The 19,553-nt window shown below is 60.5% G+C and carries 26 protein-coding genes; 19 read left to right on the plus strand and 7 right to left on the minus strand.

Annotated elements, in window-relative coordinates; genetic code table 11:
• Positions 1-78: 78 nt before the first annotated feature.
• From HX823_RS09910 to hisC, 10 genes are all read left to right on the plus strand, one after another.
• Entirely contained in the window at positions 79-888 is an 810-nt protein-coding gene (locus HX823_RS09910) for an ATP-binding cassette domain-containing protein (protein WP_003171811.1), read from the plus strand.
• Positions 888-1,685, plus strand: coding sequence for a lipid asymmetry maintenance ABC transporter permease subunit MlaE (gene mlaE / locus HX823_RS09915; RefSeq protein WP_028618862.1), 798 nt, complete (start codon positions 888-890; stop codon positions 1,683-1,685). The genes HX823_RS09910 and mlaE overlap by 1 nt, the downstream gene beginning before the upstream one ends.
• Positions 1,685-2,152 carry an outer membrane lipid asymmetry maintenance protein MlaD gene (gene mlaD / locus HX823_RS09920; protein ID WP_003171814.1) on the plus strand — a complete coding sequence of 156 codons (468 nt, stop codon included), beginning with the start codon at positions 1,685-1,687 and terminating at the stop codon, positions 2,150-2,152. The genes mlaE and mlaD overlap by 1 nt, the downstream gene beginning before the upstream one ends.
• 11 nt (positions 2,153-2,163) lie before the next feature.
• Positions 2,164-2,811 (plus strand): phospholipid-binding protein MlaC, encoded by a 648-nt coding sequence (locus HX823_RS09925; RefSeq protein ID WP_016976201.1) that lies wholly within the window; start codon positions 2,164-2,166, stop codon positions 2,809-2,811.
• On the plus strand, positions 2,808-3,113 hold the full coding sequence (locus HX823_RS09930) for a lipid asymmetry maintenance protein MlaB (protein WP_016976200.1): 306 nt from the start codon (positions 2,808-2,810) through the stop codon (positions 3,111-3,113). Before HX823_RS09925 ends, HX823_RS09930 begins: the two co-directional genes overlap by 4 nt.
• Before the next feature lie 114 nt (positions 3,114-3,227).
• Positions 3,228-3,467: a BolA family protein gene (locus HX823_RS09935; RefSeq protein WP_003188597.1), complete on the plus strand. Its 240-nt coding sequence runs from the start codon at positions 3,228-3,230 to the stop codon at positions 3,465-3,467.
• A 23-nt stretch (positions 3,468-3,490) separates the two neighbouring features.
• Entirely contained in the window at positions 3,491-4,756 is a 1,266-nt protein-coding gene (gene murA / locus HX823_RS09940) for a UDP-N-acetylglucosamine 1-carboxyvinyltransferase (protein WP_010213103.1), read from the plus strand.
• 154 nt (positions 4,757-4,910) lie between these two features.
• Positions 4,911-5,546, plus strand: coding sequence for an ATP phosphoribosyltransferase (hisG, locus tag HX823_RS09945; protein WP_003188599.1), 636 nt, complete (start codon positions 4,911-4,913; stop codon positions 5,544-5,546).
• Positions 5,547-5,674: 128 nt separating this feature from the next.
• Positions 5,675-6,997 carry a histidinol dehydrogenase gene (gene hisD / locus HX823_RS09950; protein WP_177074774.1) on the plus strand — a complete coding sequence of 441 codons (1,323 nt, stop codon included), beginning with the start codon at positions 5,675-5,677 and terminating at the stop codon, positions 6,995-6,997.
• A 3-nt stretch (positions 6,998-7,000) separates the two neighbouring features.
• Entirely contained in the window at positions 7,001-8,053 is a 1,053-nt protein-coding gene (gene hisC / locus HX823_RS09955) for a histidinol-phosphate transaminase (RefSeq protein WP_016976595.1), read from the plus strand.
• 130 nt (positions 8,054-8,183) lie between these two features.
• Here hisC and HX823_RS09960 read toward each other — a convergent pair whose 3' ends face one another.
• Together HX823_RS09960 and upp are read right to left on the minus strand one after the other, a co-directional pair.
• Positions 8,184-9,458 (minus strand): uracil-xanthine permease family protein, encoded by a 1,275-nt coding sequence (locus HX823_RS09960; protein ID WP_177074775.1) that lies wholly within the window; start codon positions 9,456-9,458, stop codon positions 8,184-8,186.
• A 2-nt stretch (positions 9,459-9,460) separates the two neighbouring features.
• Entirely contained in the window at positions 9,461-10,099 is a 639-nt protein-coding gene (gene upp / locus HX823_RS09965) for a uracil phosphoribosyltransferase (RefSeq protein ID WP_010213094.1), read from the minus strand.
• A 164-nt stretch (positions 10,100-10,263) separates the two neighbouring features.
• Here upp and HX823_RS09970 point away from each other — a divergent pair, with 164 nt between their 5' ends.
• From HX823_RS09970 to HX823_RS09985, 4 genes are all read left to right on the plus strand, one after another.
• On the plus strand, positions 10,264-10,821 hold the full coding sequence (locus tag HX823_RS09970; RefSeq protein ID WP_038849867.1) for a hypoxanthine-guanine phosphoribosyltransferase: 558 nt from the start codon (positions 10,264-10,266) through the stop codon (positions 10,819-10,821).
• Between the two features lie 3 nt (positions 10,822-10,824).
• Complete coding sequence (locus tag HX823_RS09975) at positions 10,825-11,292, plus strand: WbuC family cupin fold metalloprotein (RefSeq protein ID WP_016976599.1); 468 nt, start codon at positions 10,825-10,827, stop codon at positions 11,290-11,292.
• A 35-nt stretch (positions 11,293-11,327) separates the two neighbouring features.
• Entirely contained in the window at positions 11,328-11,813 is a 486-nt protein-coding gene (locus tag HX823_RS09980) for a hypothetical protein (RefSeq protein WP_177074776.1), read from the plus strand.
• A 73-nt stretch (positions 11,814-11,886) separates the two neighbouring features.
• Entirely contained in the window at positions 11,887-12,174 is a 288-nt protein-coding gene (locus tag HX823_RS09985) for a PA4642 family protein (RefSeq protein ID WP_016976601.1), read from the plus strand.
• A 63-nt stretch (positions 12,175-12,237) separates the two neighbouring features.
• Here HX823_RS09985 and mqo read toward each other — a convergent pair whose 3' ends face one another.
• Complete coding sequence (gene mqo, locus HX823_RS09990) at positions 12,238-13,746, minus strand: malate dehydrogenase (quinone) (protein ID WP_038849871.1); 1,509 nt, start codon at positions 13,744-13,746, stop codon at positions 12,238-12,240.
• 718 nt (positions 13,747-14,464) lie between these two features.
• A complete protein-coding gene (locus HX823_RS09995; RefSeq protein ID WP_033899399.1) occupies positions 14,465-14,698 on the minus strand; it encodes a hypothetical protein in 234 nt (77 codons plus the stop codon).
• A gap of 194 nt (positions 14,699-14,892) precedes the next feature.
• Between HX823_RS09995 and HX823_RS10000 the strand changes: the two genes are divergently transcribed.
• Positions 14,893-15,480 carry a YajG family lipoprotein gene (locus HX823_RS10000; protein WP_177074777.1) on the plus strand — a complete coding sequence of 196 codons (588 nt, stop codon included), beginning with the start codon at positions 14,893-14,895 and terminating at the stop codon, positions 15,478-15,480.
• A gap of 57 nt (positions 15,481-15,537) precedes the next feature.
• Here the strand turns inward: HX823_RS10000 and HX823_RS10005 are convergent, their stop codons facing one another.
• A complete protein-coding gene (locus HX823_RS10005; protein WP_033899405.1) occupies positions 15,538-15,747 on the minus strand; it encodes a hypothetical protein in 210 nt (69 codons plus the stop codon).
• A gap of 182 nt (positions 15,748-15,929) precedes the next feature.
• Between HX823_RS10005 and HX823_RS10010 the strand changes: the two genes are divergently transcribed.
• Entirely contained in the window at positions 15,930-16,187 is a 258-nt protein-coding gene (locus tag HX823_RS10010; protein WP_177074778.1) for a hypothetical protein, read from the plus strand.
• A 118-nt stretch (positions 16,188-16,305) separates the two neighbouring features.
• On the opposite strand, the gene HX823_RS10015 is transcribed toward HX823_RS10010, so the two are convergent.
• On the minus strand, positions 16,306-17,469 hold the full coding sequence (locus HX823_RS10015) for a 1-acyl-sn-glycerol-3-phosphate acyltransferase (RefSeq protein ID WP_177074779.1): 1,164 nt from the start codon (positions 17,467-17,469) through the stop codon (positions 16,306-16,308).
• A gap of 132 nt (positions 17,470-17,601) precedes the next feature.
• Between HX823_RS10015 and HX823_RS10020 the strand changes: the two genes are divergently transcribed.
• Genes HX823_RS10020 through HX823_RS10030 form a run of 3 tightly spaced genes read left to right on the plus strand, consistent with a single transcriptional unit; the run spans position 17,602 to position 18,712 of the window.
• Positions 17,602-17,784, plus strand: a complete 183-nt coding sequence (locus tag HX823_RS10020; protein WP_010213079.1) for a CPXCG motif-containing cysteine-rich protein — start codon at positions 17,602-17,604, stop codon at positions 17,782-17,784.
• Positions 17,785-17,794: 10 nt separating this feature from the next.
• Positions 17,795-18,055 (plus strand): putative signal transducing protein, encoded by a 261-nt coding sequence (locus HX823_RS10025; RefSeq protein WP_033899411.1) that lies wholly within the window; start codon positions 17,795-17,797, stop codon positions 18,053-18,055.
• Positions 18,056-18,091: 36 nt separating this feature from the next.
• Complete coding sequence (locus HX823_RS10030; RefSeq protein ID WP_016978303.1) at positions 18,092-18,712, plus strand: SOS response-associated peptidase; 621 nt, start codon at positions 18,092-18,094, stop codon at positions 18,710-18,712.
• On the opposite strand, the gene HX823_RS32285 is transcribed toward HX823_RS10030, so the two are convergent.
• Positions 18,709-19,551 carry a methyl-accepting chemotaxis protein gene (locus tag HX823_RS32285; RefSeq protein ID WP_371317952.1) on the minus strand — a complete coding sequence of 281 codons (843 nt, stop codon included), beginning with the start codon at positions 19,549-19,551 and terminating at the stop codon, positions 18,709-18,711. The genes HX823_RS10030 and HX823_RS32285 overlap by 4 nt on opposite strands.
• Positions 19,552-19,553 lie beyond the last annotated feature (2 nt).

Genomic DNA, 19,553 nt, shown 5'->3' on the forward strand with positions numbered 1-19,553 from the left:
CCAACTATTGCACAACGGTTGCAAACGTTTGTCGCAAGTGTGGTGTCTGAGTGAGAGGCTGCATCCCAAGGAGTTTAGATGAGTGCCGATAACGCCTACGCGGTCGAGCTGAAGGGACTGACCTTCAAGCGCGGGACGCGCAGCATCTTCAATAACGTCGATATCCGCATTCCGCGCGGCAAGGTCACGGGCATCATGGGGCCTTCCGGTTGCGGCAAGACCACCCTGTTGCGCCTGATGGGCATGCAATTGCGCCCCAGCGCCGGCGAAGTGTGGGTCAATGGCCAGAACCTGCCGACGCTGTCGCGCAGCGATCTGTTCGATGCGCGCAAGCACATGGGCGTGTTGTTCCAGAGCGGTGCGCTGTTCACCGACCTCGATGTGTTCGAGAACGTGGCCTTTCCGCTGCGGGTGCATACCCAGCTGTCCGATGAAATGATTCGTGACATTGTGTTGCTGAAACTGCAGGCCGTAGGCCTTCGCGGTGCCATCGACCTGATGCCTGACGAGCTTTCCGGCGGCATGAAGCGCCGTGTGGCGCTGGCACGCGCCATCGCCCTCGACCCACAGATCCTCATGTATGACGAGCCCTTCGTCGGCCAGGACCCCATTGCCATGGGCGTGCTGGTGCGCTTGATCCGCCTGCTCAATGATGCGCTGGGTATCACCAGCATCGTGGTCTCCCACGACCTTGCAGAAACCGCGAGCATCGCCGATTACCTCTATGTAGTAGGCGATGGCCAGGTGCTGGGGCAGGGCACGCCGGAAGAGCTGATGAACGCCGACAACCCGCGCATTCGCCAATTCATGACCGGCGATCCCGACGGCCCGGTGCCTTTTCACTTTCCGGCAGCGGATTACCGCTCAGATCTTCTGGGGAAGCGCTGATGCGCAAGACATCTCTTATCGAGAAGGTTCGCCTTTTCGGTCGCTCGGGTATCGACATTGTCGAAGTGCTCGGCCGTTCGACGATTTTCCTGTTCCACGCCCTGCTCGGTCGCGGCGGTATTGGCGGCGGCTTCGGCCTGTTGGTCAAGCAACTGCATTCGGTCGGCGTGATGTCCCTGGTGATCATTGTGGTCTCCGGGGTCTTCATCGGCATGGTGCTGGCGTTGCAAGGCTTCAATATTCTTTCCAGCTACGGTTCGGAGCAGGCGGTGGGGCAGATGGTCGCCCTGACGCTGTTGCGTGAGCTGGGGCCGGTGGTAACCGCCTTGCTGTTCGCCGGGCGTGCGGGTTCGGCGCTGACTGCCGAAATCGGCAACATGAAGTCCACCGAACAGCTGTCCAGCCTGGAAATGATCGGCGTGGACCCGCTCAAGTACATTGTTGCCCCGCGCCTGTGGGCCGGCTTCATTTCCCTGCCACTGCTGGCGATGATCTTCAGCGTGGTGGGTATCTGGGGCGGTTCGTGGGTGGCGGTGGACTGGCTGGGCGTCTACGACGGCTCCTACTGGGCCAACATGCAAAACAGCGTGACCTTCAGCGGTGACGTGCTCAACGGCATTATAAAGAGCATCGTCTTCGCCTTCGTCGTCACCTGGATCGCCGTATTCCAAGGCTACGACTGTGAGCCCACTTCAGAAGGGATCAGTCGCGCCACCACCAAGACCGTTGTGTACGCCTCGCTGGCGGTACTGGGCCTTGACTTCATTTTGACCGCCTTGATGTTTGGAGATTTCTGATGCAAAACCGCACTGTGGAAATCGGTGTCGGCCTTTTCTTGCTGGCTGGCATCCTGGCTTTACTGTTGTTGGCCCTGCGAGTCAGTGGTCTGTCGGCCAGCCCCACCGCCGACACTTATAAACTTTACGCCTACTTCGACAATATCGCCGGTTTGACTGTCAGAGCTAAAGTGACCATGGCCGGTGTGACCATCGGCAAGGTCACGGCAATCGATCTGGATCGCGACAGCTTCACCGGGCGAGTGACCATGCAACTGGACAAGAAGGTAGATAATCTGCCGACTGACTCCACTGCATCTATCCTCACTGCGGGTCTGCTGGGCGAAAAATACATCGGTGTCAGCGTGGGTGGGGAAACAGCCCTGCTCAAGGATGGCTCGACAATCCACGACACACAGTCGTCGCTGGTGCTTGAAGACCTGATCGGTAAATTCCTGCTTAATACGGTCAATAAAGACGCCAAATGAGGAATCTGTTCATGATCTCTACCTTGCGACGTGGCCTGCTGGTGTTGTTGGCAGCGCTGCCGCTGATGGCTAACGCTGCAGGTTCTGCCCACGACCTGGTGCAGGACACGACCAGCAAAATGCTGGCTGACCTGACTGCCAATAAAGAACAGTACAAGCAAGATCCGAGCAAGTTCTACGACGCGCTCAACACCATTGTCGGCCCGGTCGTCGATGCCGAGGGTATTTCCCGCAGCATCATGACCGTCAAGTATTCGCGCAAGGCGACCCCGGCGCAGATGCAGACCTTCCAGGAAAACTTCAAGCGTGGCCTCTTCCAGTTCTATGGCAATGCGCTGCTTGAGTACAACAACCAGGGCATTACCGTCGCTCCCGCCGGTGATGAGTCCGGTGATCGCACCAGCGTCAACATGAGCGTCAAGGGCAACAACGGCGCCGTCTACCCGGTGCAGTACACCCTGGAGAAGGTCAACGGCGAGTGGAAGCTGCGTAACGTGATCATCAACGGTATCAACATCGGCAAGCTGTTCCGCGATCAGTTCGCCGACGCCATGCAGCGCAATGGCAATGACCTGGACAAGACCATCAATGGTTGGGCCGGTGAAGTCGCCAAGGCCAAGGAAACGTCCGATAAAGAAGCCGGGAAGCCTGCGCAATGACTGAAGCGGCTGTTCGTCTAGGCAATGCCGGCGAGCTGTTCATCAGCGGCGTGCTGGATTACCGCACCGGGCCTGACCTGCGCAAGCAGGGTCAGGCACTGATCAAGACCAGCTCCGCGCCCGCGTTGGTGCTGGATTGTTCGGCGGTGACCAAGTCCAGCAGCGTCGGTTTGTCCTTGCTGCTGTGTTTCTTGCGCGATGCTGAAGCGGCCAAAAAGCCGGTCAGCATTCGTGCAATGCCCGAAGACATGCGTGAAATCGCCGAAGTTTCCGGGTTGACCGAGCTGCTGGCGCACCCTTAATACACATTATTAAAGAGGCCCCCCGTCAGAGTCCTGCTATGCGGGGTTCGCAGGCGCGGGGCTTTTTTGTATGATGTGCGACCCGCGCGCACTGGGCGCCGATAGAGGTTGAGCATGCAGGCCCTAGAAGTTAAGAGCTTTCTTGAAGGAAAGCTGCCGGAAACGACCGTTGAAGTTGAAGGCGAAGGCTGCAACTTCCAGCTGAACGTGATTAGCGATGAACTGGCGGCACTGAGCCCGGTCAAGCGTCAACAGCAGATCTATGCCCATTTGAACCCGTGGATCACCGATGGCAGCATCCATGCGGTCACTATGAAATTTTTCAGCCGCGCGGCCTGGGCCGAGCGCACCTGAGCCCCCAAGGCGTCGAGATTCTTATGGATAAATTGATTATTACCGGCGGTGCCCGCCTTGATGGCGAGATTCGCATCTCCGGTGCAAAAAACTCCGCCTTGCCGATCCTGGCAGCGACCCTGCTGTGCGATGGCCCGGTCACTGTGGCCAACCTGCCGCACCTGCACGACATCACCACCATGATCGAGCTGTTCGGTCGCATGGGCATTGAGCCGGTGATCGACGAGAAGTTGGCCGTCGAAATCGACCCGCGCACCATCAAGACCCTGATCGCCCCGTACGAACTGGTGAAAACCATGCGTGCGTCGATCCTGGTGCTGGGCCCTATGGTTGCCCGTTTCGGTGAAGCCGAAGTCGCTTTGCCTGGCGGTTGCGCCATCGGCTCGCGTCCGGTGGACCTGCACATCCGTGGCCTCGAAGCCATGGGCGCGGTCATCGACGTCGAAGGCGGCTACATCAAGGCCAAGGCGCCGGAAGGCGGCCTGCGTGGTGCGAACTTCTTCTTTGATACCGTCAGCGTGACCGGTACCGAGAACATCATGATGGCCGCTGCCCTGGCCAAAGGCCGCAGCGTGCTGCAGAACGCTGCGCGCGAGCCGGAAGTGGTCGACCTGGCCAATTTCCTGAACGCCATGGGTGCCAAGGTTTCCGGTGCTGGCACCGACACCATCACCATCGATGGTGTAGAGCGCCTGCACACCGCTACCTATAAGGTGATGCCAGACCGTATCGAGACCGGCACCTACCTGGTTGCCGCCGCCGTGACCGGTGGCCGCGTCAAGGTCAAGGACACCGATCCGACCATCCTGGAAGCGGTCCTGGAAAAACTGCGCGAAGCCGGTGCCGAAATCACCACTGGTGAAGACTGGATCGAGCTGAACATGCACGGCAAGCGTCCTAAGGCCGTCAACGTGCGTACCGCTCCATACCCGGCGTTCCCGACCGACATGCAGGCACAGTTCATCTCTTTGAACGCCATTGCCGAAGGCACCGGCGCCGTGATCGAGACCATCTTCGAAAACCGTTTCATGCACGTGTATGAACTGCACCGCATGGGCGCGAAGATCCAGGTCGAAGGCAACACCGCCATCGTCACCGGCACCGAGAAACTCAAAGGCGCGCCAGTGATGGCCACCGACCTGCGGGCTTCGGCCAGCCTGGTGATTTCGGCGCTGATCGCCGAAGGCGACACCTTGATCGACCGCATCTACCACATAGACCGTGGCTACGAGTGCATCGAAGAAAAACTGCAGATGCTCGGCGCAAAAATCCGCCGCGTACCGGGCTAGTTGCCGTTTGTAGTGAGCGGGCAAGCCCGCTCACTACAAATTAAAGAAGCAGTATGCTGAATTTGTTCCAAATCGAGGCTGTAATGGCCTCGATCTGTGTCCGGCGCCGTTTGCGACCGGGCAGCAATAGCCTGATGAAGGACTGACGTTTCCCATGTTGACCATCGCACTGTCCAAGGGCCGCATCCTTGACGACACTTTGCCGCTTCTGGCTGAAGCGGGCATCGTGCCGACCGAGAATCCGGACAAGAGCCGCAAGCTGATCATCCCCACGACCCAGGACGACGTTCGCCTGTTGATCGTGCGGGCTACCGACGTGCCGACCTACGTTGAACATGGCGCGGCCGACCTCGGTGTCGCCGGTAAGGACGTGCTGATGGAATATGGCGGCCAGGGCCTGTACGAGCCGTTGGACCTGCGTATTGCCCTGTGCAAGCTGATGACCGCCGGCCGTGTTGGCGACGTCGAGCCTAAAGGCCGCCTGCGCGTGGCGACCAAGTTCGTCAACGTTGCCAAGCGTTACTACGCCGAACAAGGTCGCCAGGTCGATATCATCAAACTCTACGGTTCGATGGAGCTGGCGCCGCTGATCGGCCTGGCCGACAAAATCATCGACGTGGTCGACACCGGTAACACCCTGCGTGCCAACGGCCTCGAGCCGCAAGACTTCATTGCCGACATCAGCTCCCGCCTGATCGTCAACAAGGCCTCGATGAAGATGCAGCACGCCCGTATCCAGGCGTTGATCGACACCCTGCGCAAGGCAGTGGAGTCGCGACACCGCGGTTGACTTACCCGCGTAGCCGGAAGGCTGCGCCCGTCTATCCGCCTCATAGCCAGAATTCTCAGGTGCCCAAGCGGAAACGACTGCTAGTTTAGGGCGCCTGAGTTTTTGCCAATTCTATTGAGGCCCTCGCTATGACCACGTCCACTGCAATTGCCCGACTCAACGCTGCCGATCCGGATTTTGCCCATCATCTGGATCATCTGCTGAGCTGGGAAAGCGTGTCCGACGAGTCGGTCAACGGGCGAGTGCTCGACATCATCAAGGCCGTGCGCGAGCGCGGTGATGCGGCGCTGGTGGACTTCACCCGCCAGTTCGATGGCCTGGACGTCGCATCGATGTCCGACCTGATCCTGCCCCGTGAACGCCTGGAGCTGGCCCTGACGCGCATTACTGCACCTCAGCGCGCAGCCCTGGAAGTCGCGGCGGCGCGGGTGCGCAGCTACCACGAAAAGCAGAAACAGGACTCCTGGAGCTACACCGAGGCCGACGGCACCGTGCTGGGCCAAAAGGTCACGCCGCTGGACCGCGCCGGCCTGTACGTGCCAGGCGGTAAAGCTTCCTACCCGTCGTCGGTATTGATGAACGCCATCCCGGCCAAAGTGGCAGGCGTGACCGAAGTGGTCATGGTGGTGCCGACCCCGCGCGGTGAAATCAACGAGCTGGTGCTGGCCGCTGCGTGCATCGCCGGTGTCGACCGTGTGTTCACCATCGGTGGCGCCCAAGCCGTTGCCGCCTTGGCTTATGGCACCGAAAGCGTGCCGAAAGTGGACAAGGTGGTCGGTCCCGGCAACATCTACGTCGCCACCGCCAAGCGTCACGTGTTTGGCCAGGTCGGTATCGACATGATCGCCGGCCCGTCGGAAATCCTGGTGGTGTGCGACGGCCAGACCGATCCGGACTGGATCGCCATGGACCTGTTCTCCCAGGCCGAGCACGACGAAGACGCCCAGGCGATCCTGGTCAGCCCGGACGCCGCGTTCCTCGACCAGGTCGCCGCCAGCATCAACAAGTTGCTGCCGACCATGGACCGCGCCGAGATCATCGAGAAGTCGATCAATGGCCGTGGCGCGTTGATCCTGGTGCGTGACATGGAGCAGGCCATCGAAGTGGCCAACCGCATCGCGCCGGAGCACCTGGAGCTGTCCGTCGCCGATCCACAAGCCTGGCTGCCGTCGATCCGCCATGCCGGTGCGATCTTCATGGGCCGCCACACCAGCGAAGCCCTGGGCGACTACTGCGCGGGCCCGAACCACGTGTTGCCGACGTCCGGCACCGCGCGTTTCTCGTCGCCGCTGGGGGTGTATGACTTCCAGAAGCGTTCGTCGATCATCTTCTGCTCGCCGCAGGGCGCCTCCGAGTTGGGCAAGACCGCCTCGGTGCTGGCCCGTGGTGAGTCCCTGAGCGCCCACGCCCGTAGCGCCGAATACCGCATCCTTGAAGAGAAGGGGAACTGAGGCATGAGTAAATTCTGGAGCCCTTTCGTCAAGGACCTCGTGCCTTACGTACCCGGCGAGCAACCCAAGCTGACCAAACTGGTCAAGCTCAACACCAATGAAAACCCCTACGGCCCATCGCCCAAAGCGTTGGCGGCGATGCAGGCCGAGTTGAACGACAACCTGCGCCTGTACCCGGACCCCAACAGCGACCTGCTCAAGCAAGCGGTCGCCAAGTATTACGGGATCGATGCTGGCAAGGTGTTCCTCGGCAACGGTTCGGACGAGGTCCTGGCCCATATCTTCCACGGCCTGTTCCAGCACGACCTGCCGCTGCTGTTTCCGGACATCAGCTACAGCTTCTACCCGGTGTATTGCGGCCTTTATGGCATTCAATCCGACCCGGTGCCGCTGGACGAGCAGTTCCAGATTCGTGTGGCGGACTACGCCAAGCCCAACGGTGGGATCATCTTCCCCAACCCGAACGCGCCGACCGGCACCGTGCTGGCGCTGGATGCGGTGGAGCAGATCCTCAAGGCCAGCCCGGATTCGGTGGTGGTGGTTGATGAAGCCTATATCGACTTCGGCGGCGAAACCGCGATCAGCCTGGTGGACCGTTACCCGAACCTGCTGGTGACCCAGACCCTGTCCAAATCGCGCTCACTGGCCGGTTTGCGCGTGGGCCTGGCCGTGGGCCATCCGGACCTGATCGAGGCGCTGGAGCGCGTCAAGAACAGCTTCAACTCCTATCCGCTGGATCGCCTGGCGATTGTCGGTGCGGCGGCGGCGTTCGAGGACCGCGAGTATTTCGACAAGACGTGTCAGTTGGTGATCGACAGCCGCAACAAGGTGGTTGGGCAGTTGGAGGCGAAGGGCTTTGAAGTGTTGCCGTCGGCGGCGAACTTTATCTTTGCTCGTCACCCCAAGCACGACGCTGCCGGCCTGGCGGCCAAGTTGCGTGAACAGGGTGTGATCGTGCGGCACTTCAAGCAGGCGCGGATTGCGCAGTTCCTGCGGATCAGCATTGGTACGCCGGAGCAGAACCAGGCGCTGATTGATGGCCTCGGTGAGCTCTAAGCCACACTGAAGATCAAAAAAATGTGGGAGCGGGCTTGCTCGCGAAGGCGGTGTATCAGTCAAACCTATATCGACTGACACTCCGCTTTCGCGAGCAAGCCCGCTCCCACTTTTGGTTTTGCGGTGTTAGTTACAGCAGCGGTTCTTCCGGCTTCTTGTTCTTCCAACCATCATTGCCCGGCAGCAGCAGGTTCAAGCCAATCGCTACTACCGCACACAGGGCAATGCCCTTGAGGCCGAAATCATCCGGGCCGGTGCCGGTGCCGACCAGCACACCGCCAATCCCGAATACCAATGTCACCGACACGATCACCAGGTTGCGCGCTTCGCCCAGGTCGATCTTGTGGCGGATCAGCGTGTTCATGCCCACCGCCGCGATCGAGCCAAACAGCAGGCACAGGATCCCGCCCATCACCGGCACAGGGATGCTCTGCAGCAGTGCGCCGAATTTGCCGATAAACGCCAGGCTGATGGCAAACACCGCTGCCCAGGTCATGATCTTCGGGTTGTAGTTCTTGGTCAGCATCACCGCGCCGGTCACTTCCGCGTAGGTCGTGTTAGGCGGGCCACCAAACAGGCCGGCGGCTGTGGTGGCAATACCGTCTCCCAGTAGGGTGCGATGCAGGCCGGGCTTCTTCAGGTAGTCGCGGCCGGTCACGCTGCCTACTGCAATCACACCGCCGATATGCTCAATCGCCGGGGCCAGGGCCACGGGGACGATGAACAGAATCGCCTGCCAGTTGAACTCTGGCGCGGTGAAGTGGGGCAGGGCGAACCACGGCGCGGCGGCGATCTTCGCCGTGTCGACCACGCCAAAGTAGAACGACATGGCAAAGCCCACCAGCACGCCGGAGATGATCGGCACCAGGCGGAAAATGCCCTTGCCGAACACCGCCACGATCAACGTGGTCAGCAGCGCCGGCATCGAGATCATCATCGCCGTCTGGTAATGGATCAGCTCGGCACCATCGCCGGATTTACCCATCGCCATATTGGCGGCGATTGGCGCCATGGCCAGGCCGATGGAAATAATCACCGGCCCGATAACCACAGGCGGCAGCAGTCGGTCAATAAAACCGGTTCCTTTGACCTTCACTGCGAGGCCGAGGAAGGTATAAACGAAACCGGCCGCCATCACCCCGCCCATGGTCGCCGCGAGGCCGAATTGGCCCTTGGCGAGAATGATCGGAGTAATAAAGGCAAAGCTCGACGCCAGGAATACCGGCACCTGCCGCCCTGTCACCACCTGGAACAGCAACGTGCCCAGGCCTGCGGTGAACAGCGCGACGTTTGGATCAAGACCTGTGATCAGCGGCATCAACACCAGCGCGCCAAATGCCACGAAGAGCATTTGTGCGCCAGACAGGATCTGGCGCCAAAGCGGGTCGTTGAATTCATCCTGCATGCTCACGCGTCCTTCTGCTTGGTGCCGAAGATCTTGTCACCGGCATCGCCCAGGCCTGGGATGATGTAGCCGTGTTCGTTCAGGCGCTCGTCGATGGAGGCGGTGTAGATCTGCACGTCCGGGTGGGCCTTCTCGACGGCGGCGATGCCTTCGGGCGCAGCGACGAGGACCATGGCGCGGATGTCCCGGCAACCAGCTTTTTTCAGCAGGTCGATGGTGGCAACCATGGAACTGCCGGTGGCCAGCATCGGGTCGATGATCATCGCCAGGCGCTCGTTGATTTCCGGAACGAGTTTTTCCAGGTAGGTGTGGGCCTCCAGCGTCTCTTCATTGCGGGCTACGCCCACGGCGCTGACCTTGGCGCCCGGGATCAGGCTGAGCACGCCTTCGAGCATGCCGATACCGGCGCGCAGGATCGGGACCACGGTGATTTTCTTACCTGCGATTTTCTCCACCTGGACGGGACCGGCCCAACCGGGGATCTCGTAGGTTTCCAGGGGCAAATCCTTGGTGGCTTCGTAAGTGAGCAACGCTCCGACTTCCTGAGCAAGCTCACGGAAGTTCTTCGTGCTAATGTCGGCGCGGCGCATAAGGCCGAGCTTGTGTCGGATCAGCGGGTGGCGGATCTCGCGAGTGGGCATGGGAAAGGCTCCGGCGGCGGGCAAAAAAACCGGCCTAGATTAATCTATCCGAGGGTGTTGTCCTATAGACATCTAGTACGTTAGTCCATTAAGGCTTGCCCGGAGCGCACGAGAAGCGTACCTTCGCCCGCTTTTCTTGCCACAGCACCCCCTTGGAGAGCGCCATGTCCGCTGATCTCGAGCATATCCGTCAAATCATGCGCGAGGCTGACTGCCTGTACACCGAAGCGCAAGTCGAAGAGGCGATCGCCAAGGTCGGCGCGCACATCACCCGCGAAATGGCCGACACCAATCCGGTGGTCTTCTGCGTGATGAACGGTGGCCTGATCTTCGCCGGCAAATTGCTGACTCACCTGCAATTCCCGCTGGAAGCCTCCTACCTGCACGCTACCCGTTATCGCAACGAAACCAGCGGCGGCGACCTGTTCTGGAAAGCCAAGCCGGAAGTTTCGTTTATCGACCGCGACGTGCTGATCATCGACGACATCCTCGATGAAGGCCACACCTTGGGCGCGATCATCGACTTCTGCAAACACGCCGGCGCGCGCAACGTGCACACCGCTGTGCTGATCGATAAAGACCACGACCGCAAAGCCCGCCCAGACCTGAAGGCCGATTATGTCGGCCTGCCGTGCATCGACCGCTACATCTTCGGTTACGGCATGGACTACAAAGGCTACTGGCGCAACGCCAATGGCATCTACGCCGTCAAAGGGATGTAAGTCATGGCCCGCTTTCTGGATCAGACGCTGTTTGCCGAACTGGCCGAGAAAGCGGGCGCCAGCCCTCGTGGCCGGCACCATCACAATTTCCACCAGATGGAAGAACCTTGCCACCGTCTGGCCGTAGGGCTGCAACCCAGCACTTATGTACCACCGCATCGTCACCTGAGTGCGGACAAGGCGGAAACCTTGCTTGTGCTGCAGGGCAGCCTGGGTTTGCTGGTGTTCAGTGAGTCCGGCGAAGTGCTCACCAAGCGCGTGATGCAGGCTGGTGGTGAATGCGCTGGGGTCGATCTTCCACCTGGCGTGTTCCACGGCCTGGTGGTGCTTGCGCCCGACACGGTGATGTTCGAGTGCAAGGCTGGCCCGTATCGCCCGGTGGGCGAAGGCGAACTGGCCGACTGGGCCCCCCGCGAAGGCGATGCTGGCGTGGCCGAGTATCAACGCTGGATGCTTGCCCAGTTCGATTGAGCTACAGTGCTGGGCCCATCTTGCCGGAGCGGCCCATGAGCCTGTTGATACGCACCTGCGCCGCCCTGGCGCTGACCCTCAGCCTGCCGCTGGCCGCGGCGCCGGCACCGATGCACAGCCAATTCCTGCCGTCGGACGATCTGGCCCTGCGTGCCGAAACGCCCGATCAGCAACAACTGCTGCAAGTTACCGAGTATGCGGTGGTAGTCGGCAACCAGCGCCAGTCCAGCCAGCAACCGATCCCGGTGACCTCGCCGCTGATGATCCGCCTCAAGGGCAAGTCCCTGAACAAAGGCGCGTCTATCGCTCAAGTGGTGCTCAATTTCGATGCCGAAAGCAAAAGCCTGAAAAAACCGGCCTACGATGACAAGAGCAAAACCCTGACACTGTCCTACCCGGTGGCTCAATACCGCGTGATTGTCGACCTGCTGCGCAATGACACGGTGTACGTGCAGTTTCTCAGCTACGCCAATGGCCACATCTGGGCGGATCTGCACACCGGCGCTGTAAAGGCCAGGTAGCCCGCCTACACAAGCCCGCGCCCCGCAGGTAGACTTCAAACCCCGTGTAAATGTCTGCAGGCTGGAGTCGGTAATGCGTAAAGATAAGAAACAGGTGATTGGTGACGAGATCGGCGACGATCAGATCAAGTTGTTCCTGGACTTCGAGCCGGTCGACGCGACTTCCCCGTCCCTGCACAAACTGATCAAGGCCTACCGTGGCCTGCGTATCGACGATTTCGAGCGGTTCCTGGGCTTTTTCAAGGAAGCGGGCCTGGACCTCGACGGCAAGGATGAGCATGGCCAGACCTTTGTCGACCTGATCAAGGACCAGCGCAACGCGGACGAGTACATCGAACTGATCGAAAACGCTCGCGGCTGATTATCCGAGACATAAAAAAACGCCCCGTCCTCAGGTTGAGAGCGGGGCGTTTTTTATGGCGCCTCAAGCGTAGCTTTCGGTCTCGGCGGCAGGTTCAACCAGCTCCAGGCTGATGTTGTTCTGCGCGTTGATCTTGCGATACAGCTCGGCGTCCGTCTCCAGGACCTTTTCCCGAGCCGGGAAAATTTCCTGCAACTTGGCGGCCCATTCACCCGCCGCTTTGCCTGGGAAGCACTTCTCGATCAATTCCAGCATGATCGAAACCGTCACCGAAGCACCTGGGGACGCGCCCAGCAGCGCAGCCAGCGAGCCGTCTTTGGCCGCGACCAGCTCAGTGCCAAATTGCAGCACGCCGCCTTTTTTCGGGTCTTTCTTGATGATCTGCACCCGTTGGCCGGCCACTTCCAGGCGCCAGTCTTCGGCTTTCGCCTCCGGGTAGAAACGACGCAGGGATTCCAGGCGCTGTTCCATGGACTGGCGCACTTCGCTGACCAGGTACTTGGTCAGGTCCATGTTGTCGCGGGCCACGGCGAGCATCGGGCCGATGTTGCCGGCGCGAATCGACATCGGCAGGTCGAGGAACGAGCCGTGCTTGAGGAACTTGGTGGTGAAACCGGCGTATGGCCCGAACAGCAGGGACTTCTTGCCATCCACCACGCGGGTGTCCAGGTGCGGCACTGACATCGGCGGCGAACCCACGGCGGCCTGGCTGTAGACCTTGGCCTGGTGGTGCTTGACCACGTCCGGGTTGTCGCAACGCAGCCACTGGCCGCTGACCGGGAAACCGCCAAAACCTTTGCTTTCTTCGATGCCCGAGGCTTGCAGCAGCGGCAGGGCCGCGCCACCGGCGCCGAGGAACACGAACTTGGCGTCCACTTCACGGCTGTTGCCGCTGTTGACGTCCTTGATGCTCACGGTCCAGCCCGCGCCGTTGCGCTTGAGGCCGGTGACGCGCTTGCAGTACTTGACCTGGGCGTCGGGCGAGCTGGTCAAGTGGCTGAGCAGTTGGTTGGTCAGCGCGCCGAAGTTGACGTCGGTGCCGTTCATCACGCGGGTGGCCGCGATTTTTTCGTCGAGCGGGCGGCCCGGCATCATCAGCGGCATCCACTCGGCCATTTCGCTACGGTCTTCGGTGTAGTGCATGTCCGAAAACGCGTGGTGCTGGCTGAGGGATTCAAAGCGCTTCTTGAGGAAATCCACGCCTTTGTCGCCTTGCACGAAGCTCAGGTGCGGCACCGGGCTGATAAAGGACTTGGACGAGCCAAAGGTGCCCTTTTTGGTCAGGTACGCCCAGAACTGCTTCGACACCTCGAACTGGGTATTGATGTGCACGGCTTTCTTGATGTCGATGGAGCCATCGGCGGCCTGCGGCGTGTAGTTCAGCTCACACAGCCCGGCGTGGCCGGTCCCGGCGTTGTTCCACGGGTTGGAACTTTCCGCGGCACCCGAATCCATCAGCTCAACGACTTCCAGCTTGAGGCCGGGGTCGAGCTCTTTGAGCAGTACGGCCAGGGTGGCACTCATGATGCCTGCCCCTACCAGTACTACGTCGACTGCTTCGTTATGCGCCATTTAACGCGTCTCCAAAATCTGCAGCACCAAATTGACGGCATGGCTGCCAGGAGTGACGGGGCGGTTCACGTGTTGCCCCAGGTTACCCATGGCCAGGATCGCCATGTCCGATTCGCAATTCTTTGCATGTTCAGCGCACGCTTCCTGCCGGGCTAATCTGCCTATGAACGCATTCATGGGCGCCTGTGGCAATTCGACTTATGGTCAAAGCGTGCGATTCGTGCAACCAATCCGTAGCGGACAGGCTCAAGCTCCGGTTTTTAAGGCGTGCTCGGTCCTGTGTGGTTGGGCTGTTCCAGACGCTGATGGTGCTTGTACAAACGCCAAACTATTCATTTGCTCGCCACACTCTTGTGAAGTTGTGAAAACCCGTTTTTTCACGCTCTTTTGAAGACGTGAACCTCAAAAAAGGGCTGCCCCAGCCTGGCACCTGGCCCCTAGCCGACACGCGGCAAAACGGGCAAACAACTCAAGTGGCCGAGCGCAATGGCAGCTCTGGCAGATTCGGTAAAGGCGGGTGGTTTGCAAAGAAAACAGCAAGCGCGCCAGCTTCACTCGATCTGTGTGGGCGGCTCTCTGTGGGCGATTGGGGGGTTAGTGCCGAGGCATTAACGATGCTGCGAGGCCCGATCAGGAGACGTCCTTATAATCGGGGGGAGATTGTAGCGAAGAACGCCAGGGAAATGGGCGTGTTTTATGACTTTTATTAGGCGTTCGGTCAGGCGGCCAACGGCTGATGCCGGGGCGACCGCGCAGGACGTGGGCTGACGCGGGCGCGGGCCGGCAGCGGGTGGTGCATCCAGCTCAGGCGGATTTCATCGATTTCTACCCAACCGTCGCCAACAGGCGGCTGGCTGCACTCTTTGAAGGCCTGGCAACGACCTTGCACATCGAGCAGGGCAAACTGACGAAGGGCGGGCTTGCGCGTAAACAATGACCAGAGAAAATGCATGGCGATCAACCTCCTGAGATTGGGACCCAGCATGCCTGGCCGGGATGACGAGCCCATGTAACGGGTGTGACATATCGGTGACATCGAACCGCCGCCCAGCCAACCGGTCTCAGGTTGTAACTGATGCTAGTTCCCCGCAGTGGCGCCCCGCTATACTGCCGGCCTGTCGGATCCTGATTTCTGGAGAGAAGCGCATGTTGCAACGCCTGTTGTTCGGTTTGATCACTGTGACCAGTTTGACTCTGGTTGGCTGCGCCAACAGCCCGCAACAACTGACCCCTGAGCCGAAAATCACCACGCAGCTGGCCCCAGTGGGCCACGGCCAGCCGGTGTCGGTGCGTGTGGTGGATGGTCGTCCGTCGCCGACCCTCGGCTCGCGCGGTGGCCTGTACCCGGAAACCGCCTTGGTCTCGCTGAATGCCCAGGACGTGCTGCCCAAACTGCAGGCCCAGGCAGAAGCCGCCGTGCGTCTGCTGGGTTTCACCCCGAGCGCGAATGCACCGGGTGCGCCGCAGTTGACCATCACCCTGGCTGAACTGAAGTACCAATCGCCTAAAGACGGCCTGTACGTGACCGAAGCGTCCATCGGCGCGACCTTCAAGTCCGATGTCAGCGCCGGCACCCGTCGCTACAGCGGTCGTTATGGCGCGTCCCTGAACCAGCGCTTCGGCATGTCGCCGAACCAGGAAACCAACACCAAGCTGGTCAGCGACGTCCTCAGTGATGCCTTGACCCGCCTGTTCAAGGATCCAAGCATCGGTTCGTTGCTCAGCTCGCAATAAGCGATCCAGCAAAAAGCCGGGCTCAGTGATGAGCCCGGCTTTTTTTCGTCTCCAGTTTCATGCGGCGCTGTCGATACAGAAATCCAGCAGGCTCACCCCTGTCAGCAGATCGGTCTCCGGCAGGTCCGCATGCTGATGTCCGCCGAGGGCGCAATACACCAGCCAGTGGCGGTCCTGGACGTTGAAGGCGAGGCCGCCGACCAGTGCTTCTTGCTCATCACTTTGGGCGATCAGGTACAGCCGATCCTGGTTTTGCGCGTGCAGCATGACAAGCTCCTAAGCGTCGAAGGGCAACAGAGTGGCTTGTTAAGGTGACGTTCAGGTGACGGCGTAAATTACTGGATACATTACCCGTCAATGGGGGAGGGAGCATTTACGGCGCCGGAGGCCACTATCGTTCAGGTTTGTATCTGAACCGATACCAAAACACTGTTTTACCGAGGTTTGCGATGGCGCTGCCCGCATTATTGACCAATGTTGTTGCGTTAGCAGTGGCCTGCCCGGGCGCTGCGCTGCTGTTCATCACTCGCCTGCGCGAACAGCGCGCACTGGCTGACCTGACCGCGCAAGGTGAAGACCGCGCGATCGACCAACCGATGTTGTTTCTGGATGTGCGCACCGAACGGGCGCATCGTCTGGCTTACCGCATCGGGTTTGCCTGCCTTGGGCTGGCGCTGGCCATCTCCTGGCTCAGCACCCACCTCTAAAACGCTACAACACAAATGTGGGAGCGGGCTTGCTCGCGAATGCGGAATGTCAGTCGATACATAATTGACTGATACACCGCATTCGCGAGCAAGCCCGCTCCCACATTTTTTTCAGTGTTTACAAAGGTATTCCGGCTTTAACTCGATACTGATTGCGCACCGGCGTTGCATATTGCACCACCAGGAAAGGGCGGTGCTCGGCCGGGCATTCGTTCAAGCGTCGCTCCCACTCCGTCTTGGCCTTGGCCAGTTCGTCCGCCGGGAACACTTCGGCGGCGGTCGGCACCTGCAATTGCGGGTCGGCATCGCTCCACTGGGCGTAGGCCAGGTAATGCACCGGGAACAAGCGGTATCCGCCGAGAATCTGCCGGTCCATCTCTGCGGCCAGCAGCTTGGTGTCTTCGAAGCGCTCGGTGATCGGCGGCGCGAAGTTCACATGCACGCGGCCTTTGTAGCCGGTGATGCCCAGCGCAATGCTCACGTCATCCTCGCCCGGCGCCTTGCTGTAGGTGCCGGTGGTGGCACGGATGTACAGCTCGCGGGCCTTGGCTGAGTCGCACGGGTCATATTCGTAGCTGATCGATACCGGCGTCAGGTTCAACGACTGGATCACCTCGGCAAACGGCTCATCCTTGCGGCTGACGTGGAACATCTTGAGGATCGCCGACTCGGTGCGATCATCCCCATCCTTGGCGCGCCCTTCAGCCTGGGCGATCCAGATCGATGCAACGTCGTTGCGGATCGAATGGTTGATGTATGCCGACAGCAGTTGATAGGCCGCCATCTTCTCTTTGCGCCCGGTGATCGAGCGGTGCACGATGAAGCTCTTGTTCAGGCGCATCAGGTCGCTGACAAACGGCTTTTGCAGCAGGTTGTCACCGATGGCGATGCGCGGCGTCGGCAGGCCAGCGTGGTAAACGGCGTAGTTGACGAAGGCCGGGTCCATCACGATATCGCGGTGGTTGGCCAGGAACAGGTAAGCCGTGCCGGACTTGAGCTGCTCGACGCCCGTGTAGGTCACGCCGTCGGTCGCCCGATCAATGGTGTGGTCGACGTAGTACTCGACTTTGTCCTGCAGCGTGGCCACGGTGGTGACGCCAGCGAACTCACGGCGCAGTTTGCGGGCGATCATCGGCTTGAGCAGCCAGCCCAGGGCGCCGGCAAAGCGCGGGAAGCGGAAGTGGGTCAGGATGTCCAGAAAGGCCTTGTCACTGAACAGACGTGCCAGCACTGCCGGGACTTCGCTGTCGTTGTAAGGTCGGATGGTATCGAATTCGCCCATCATGCTCTCTTGTTAGAAACGGCTAGGGTAAGTAAAGGAAATACCAGGGGGCGGACTGAGGAATGGCCTCAGCCGAAAATAGCCCTGTCAATAGACCGGCGATTATACGCACAAGTCACCTTGGAGGCTGCGATGCTGGAAAACGCGACGTACGATTGTCCTTATTGCGGTGAAGTGGTCGAGACAACTGTGGATTTGTCCGGTGGTGACCAGACCTATATAGAGGACTGTCAGGTCTGTTGCCGGCCGATCATTTTCGATCTGCAGGTACATGGGGAAGAGTGGATGCTCGAAACCCGAAGCGAAAACGAATAACGGATACACCATGCAGCGAATCTACGAACCGGAAAACCTGATGGAAGGCGAACTGCTGCAACAGATGCTCGCCAGCGAGGGCATCGAGGCGCATCTGGTGGGCCGTCATTTGCTCGGCGGCACCGGCGAGTTGCCTATTTTCGGCCTGCTGGGCCTGGAGGTGGACAACGACCGCGCCATGGACGCCCGTGAGCTGATTACTGCTTATATCGGCGCACAACCGCTGCCCGGTGATGAACCCGACAGCTTCCCCGATGTGCTGGTCTGTTAGGCTGTCGGTCGGTTTACCCAAGAGTCGTGTTGCCCCATGTGTGGACGTTATGCCCTGTTTCGCTGGAACCCTGCCTTTGCTGCCTTGCCGGGCTTCCCGGCCGATCAGCAGGCCCAGTGGAATATTTCCCCGAATGATTCGGTACTGATCCAGCGCGTCACCGATGGCCAGCGCACCCTGGCCCGCGCTCGCTGGGGTCTCACGCCGCCGTGGTTGACCGATCTTTCCCGCACGCCCGCCCATGCCCGCGCCGAAACCCTGGCCGAACAACCCATGTTCCGCGAAGCATTCCGCCAGCGCCGTTGCCTGCTGCCCGCCAATGGGTTCTACGAATGGCGCGGCACCCAGCGCAAACGCCCGTACTGGCTGACGCCGGGGGAGGGCTCCACGTTGTTTTTCGCCGCGATCTGGGAAGCGTATCCGGTGCAGGAACAGGTGTGGCTGAGTACGGCGGTGGTGACCCAGGCGGCGCAGGCCCAGCGTCGCCCGCTGATTTTGGATGAGGCCGGGCAGGCAGCCTGGCTCGATCCCGAGACGCCGTTGCATGTATTGCAAGGCCTGCTGGCCAGTGAGCCCGTCGCGCTGCGCGAACGGGTCCTGGCCAACATGGTCAACGATCCCAAGCTCAATGGGCCGGAGTGCCTGACCCCGGCTTAGACCTTGAACTGATTGATCAGCCGGCGCTGCTGCTCCGCCAGTTTGGTCAAGTCCGCACTGGCCGCGCTGGACTCATCCGCGCCGCCCGCCACTTCATTGGCCACCTGGCCGATATTGATCACGTTACGGTTAATGTCCTCGGCCACCGCGCTCTGTTCCTCGGCGGCACTGGCGATCTGGGTGTTCATGTCGTTAATCACCGAGACGGCCTGGGTGATCGTCTCCAGCGCTTCGGCCGCCTTGGCGGCGTGTTGCACGCTTTCATCGGTGCGGTTCTGGCTGTCCTCCATCACCCGCACCACGTCCCGCGTGCCTTGTTGCAACTGCTGGATCATGGTCTGGATTTCTTCGGTGGCCTTTTGGGTCTTCTGCGCCAGGTTGCGCACTTCGTCGGCGACCACTGCAAATCCACGACCTTGCTCACCGGCCCGCGCCGCCTCGATGGCGGCGTTGAGCGCCAGCAGGTTGGTCTGTTCGGCAATCCCGCGAATCGCGGTGAGGATGGCGTTGATGTTCTCGCTGTCCTTGGCCAGGGTTTGCACCACGCTCACCGCTTTGCCGATTTCCTCGGCCAGTGCGCCGATGGAGGTGGAGGTGTCGCGCACAATACGCATGCCTTGGCTCGCGGCCTGGTCGGCATGGCTGGCAGCTTGGGCGGCCTGGGTGGCGTTGCGTGCAACGTCTTGCGCAGTGGCGGTCATTTCATGCACAGCGGTGGCGACCTGATCGATTTCCACCATCTGCTTATGCACGCCCTGATTGGTACGGATCGCGATGTCGGCGGTGTGTTCCGAGGAGTCGCTGACCTTCTGCACCGAACTCACCACCTGGGTGATCATGC

The organism is Pseudomonas sp. P7759 (assembly GCF_013386445.1).
Classification (GTDB): Bacteria; Pseudomonadota; Gammaproteobacteria; order Pseudomonadales; family Pseudomonadaceae; genus Aquipseudomonas; species Aquipseudomonas azotoformans_A.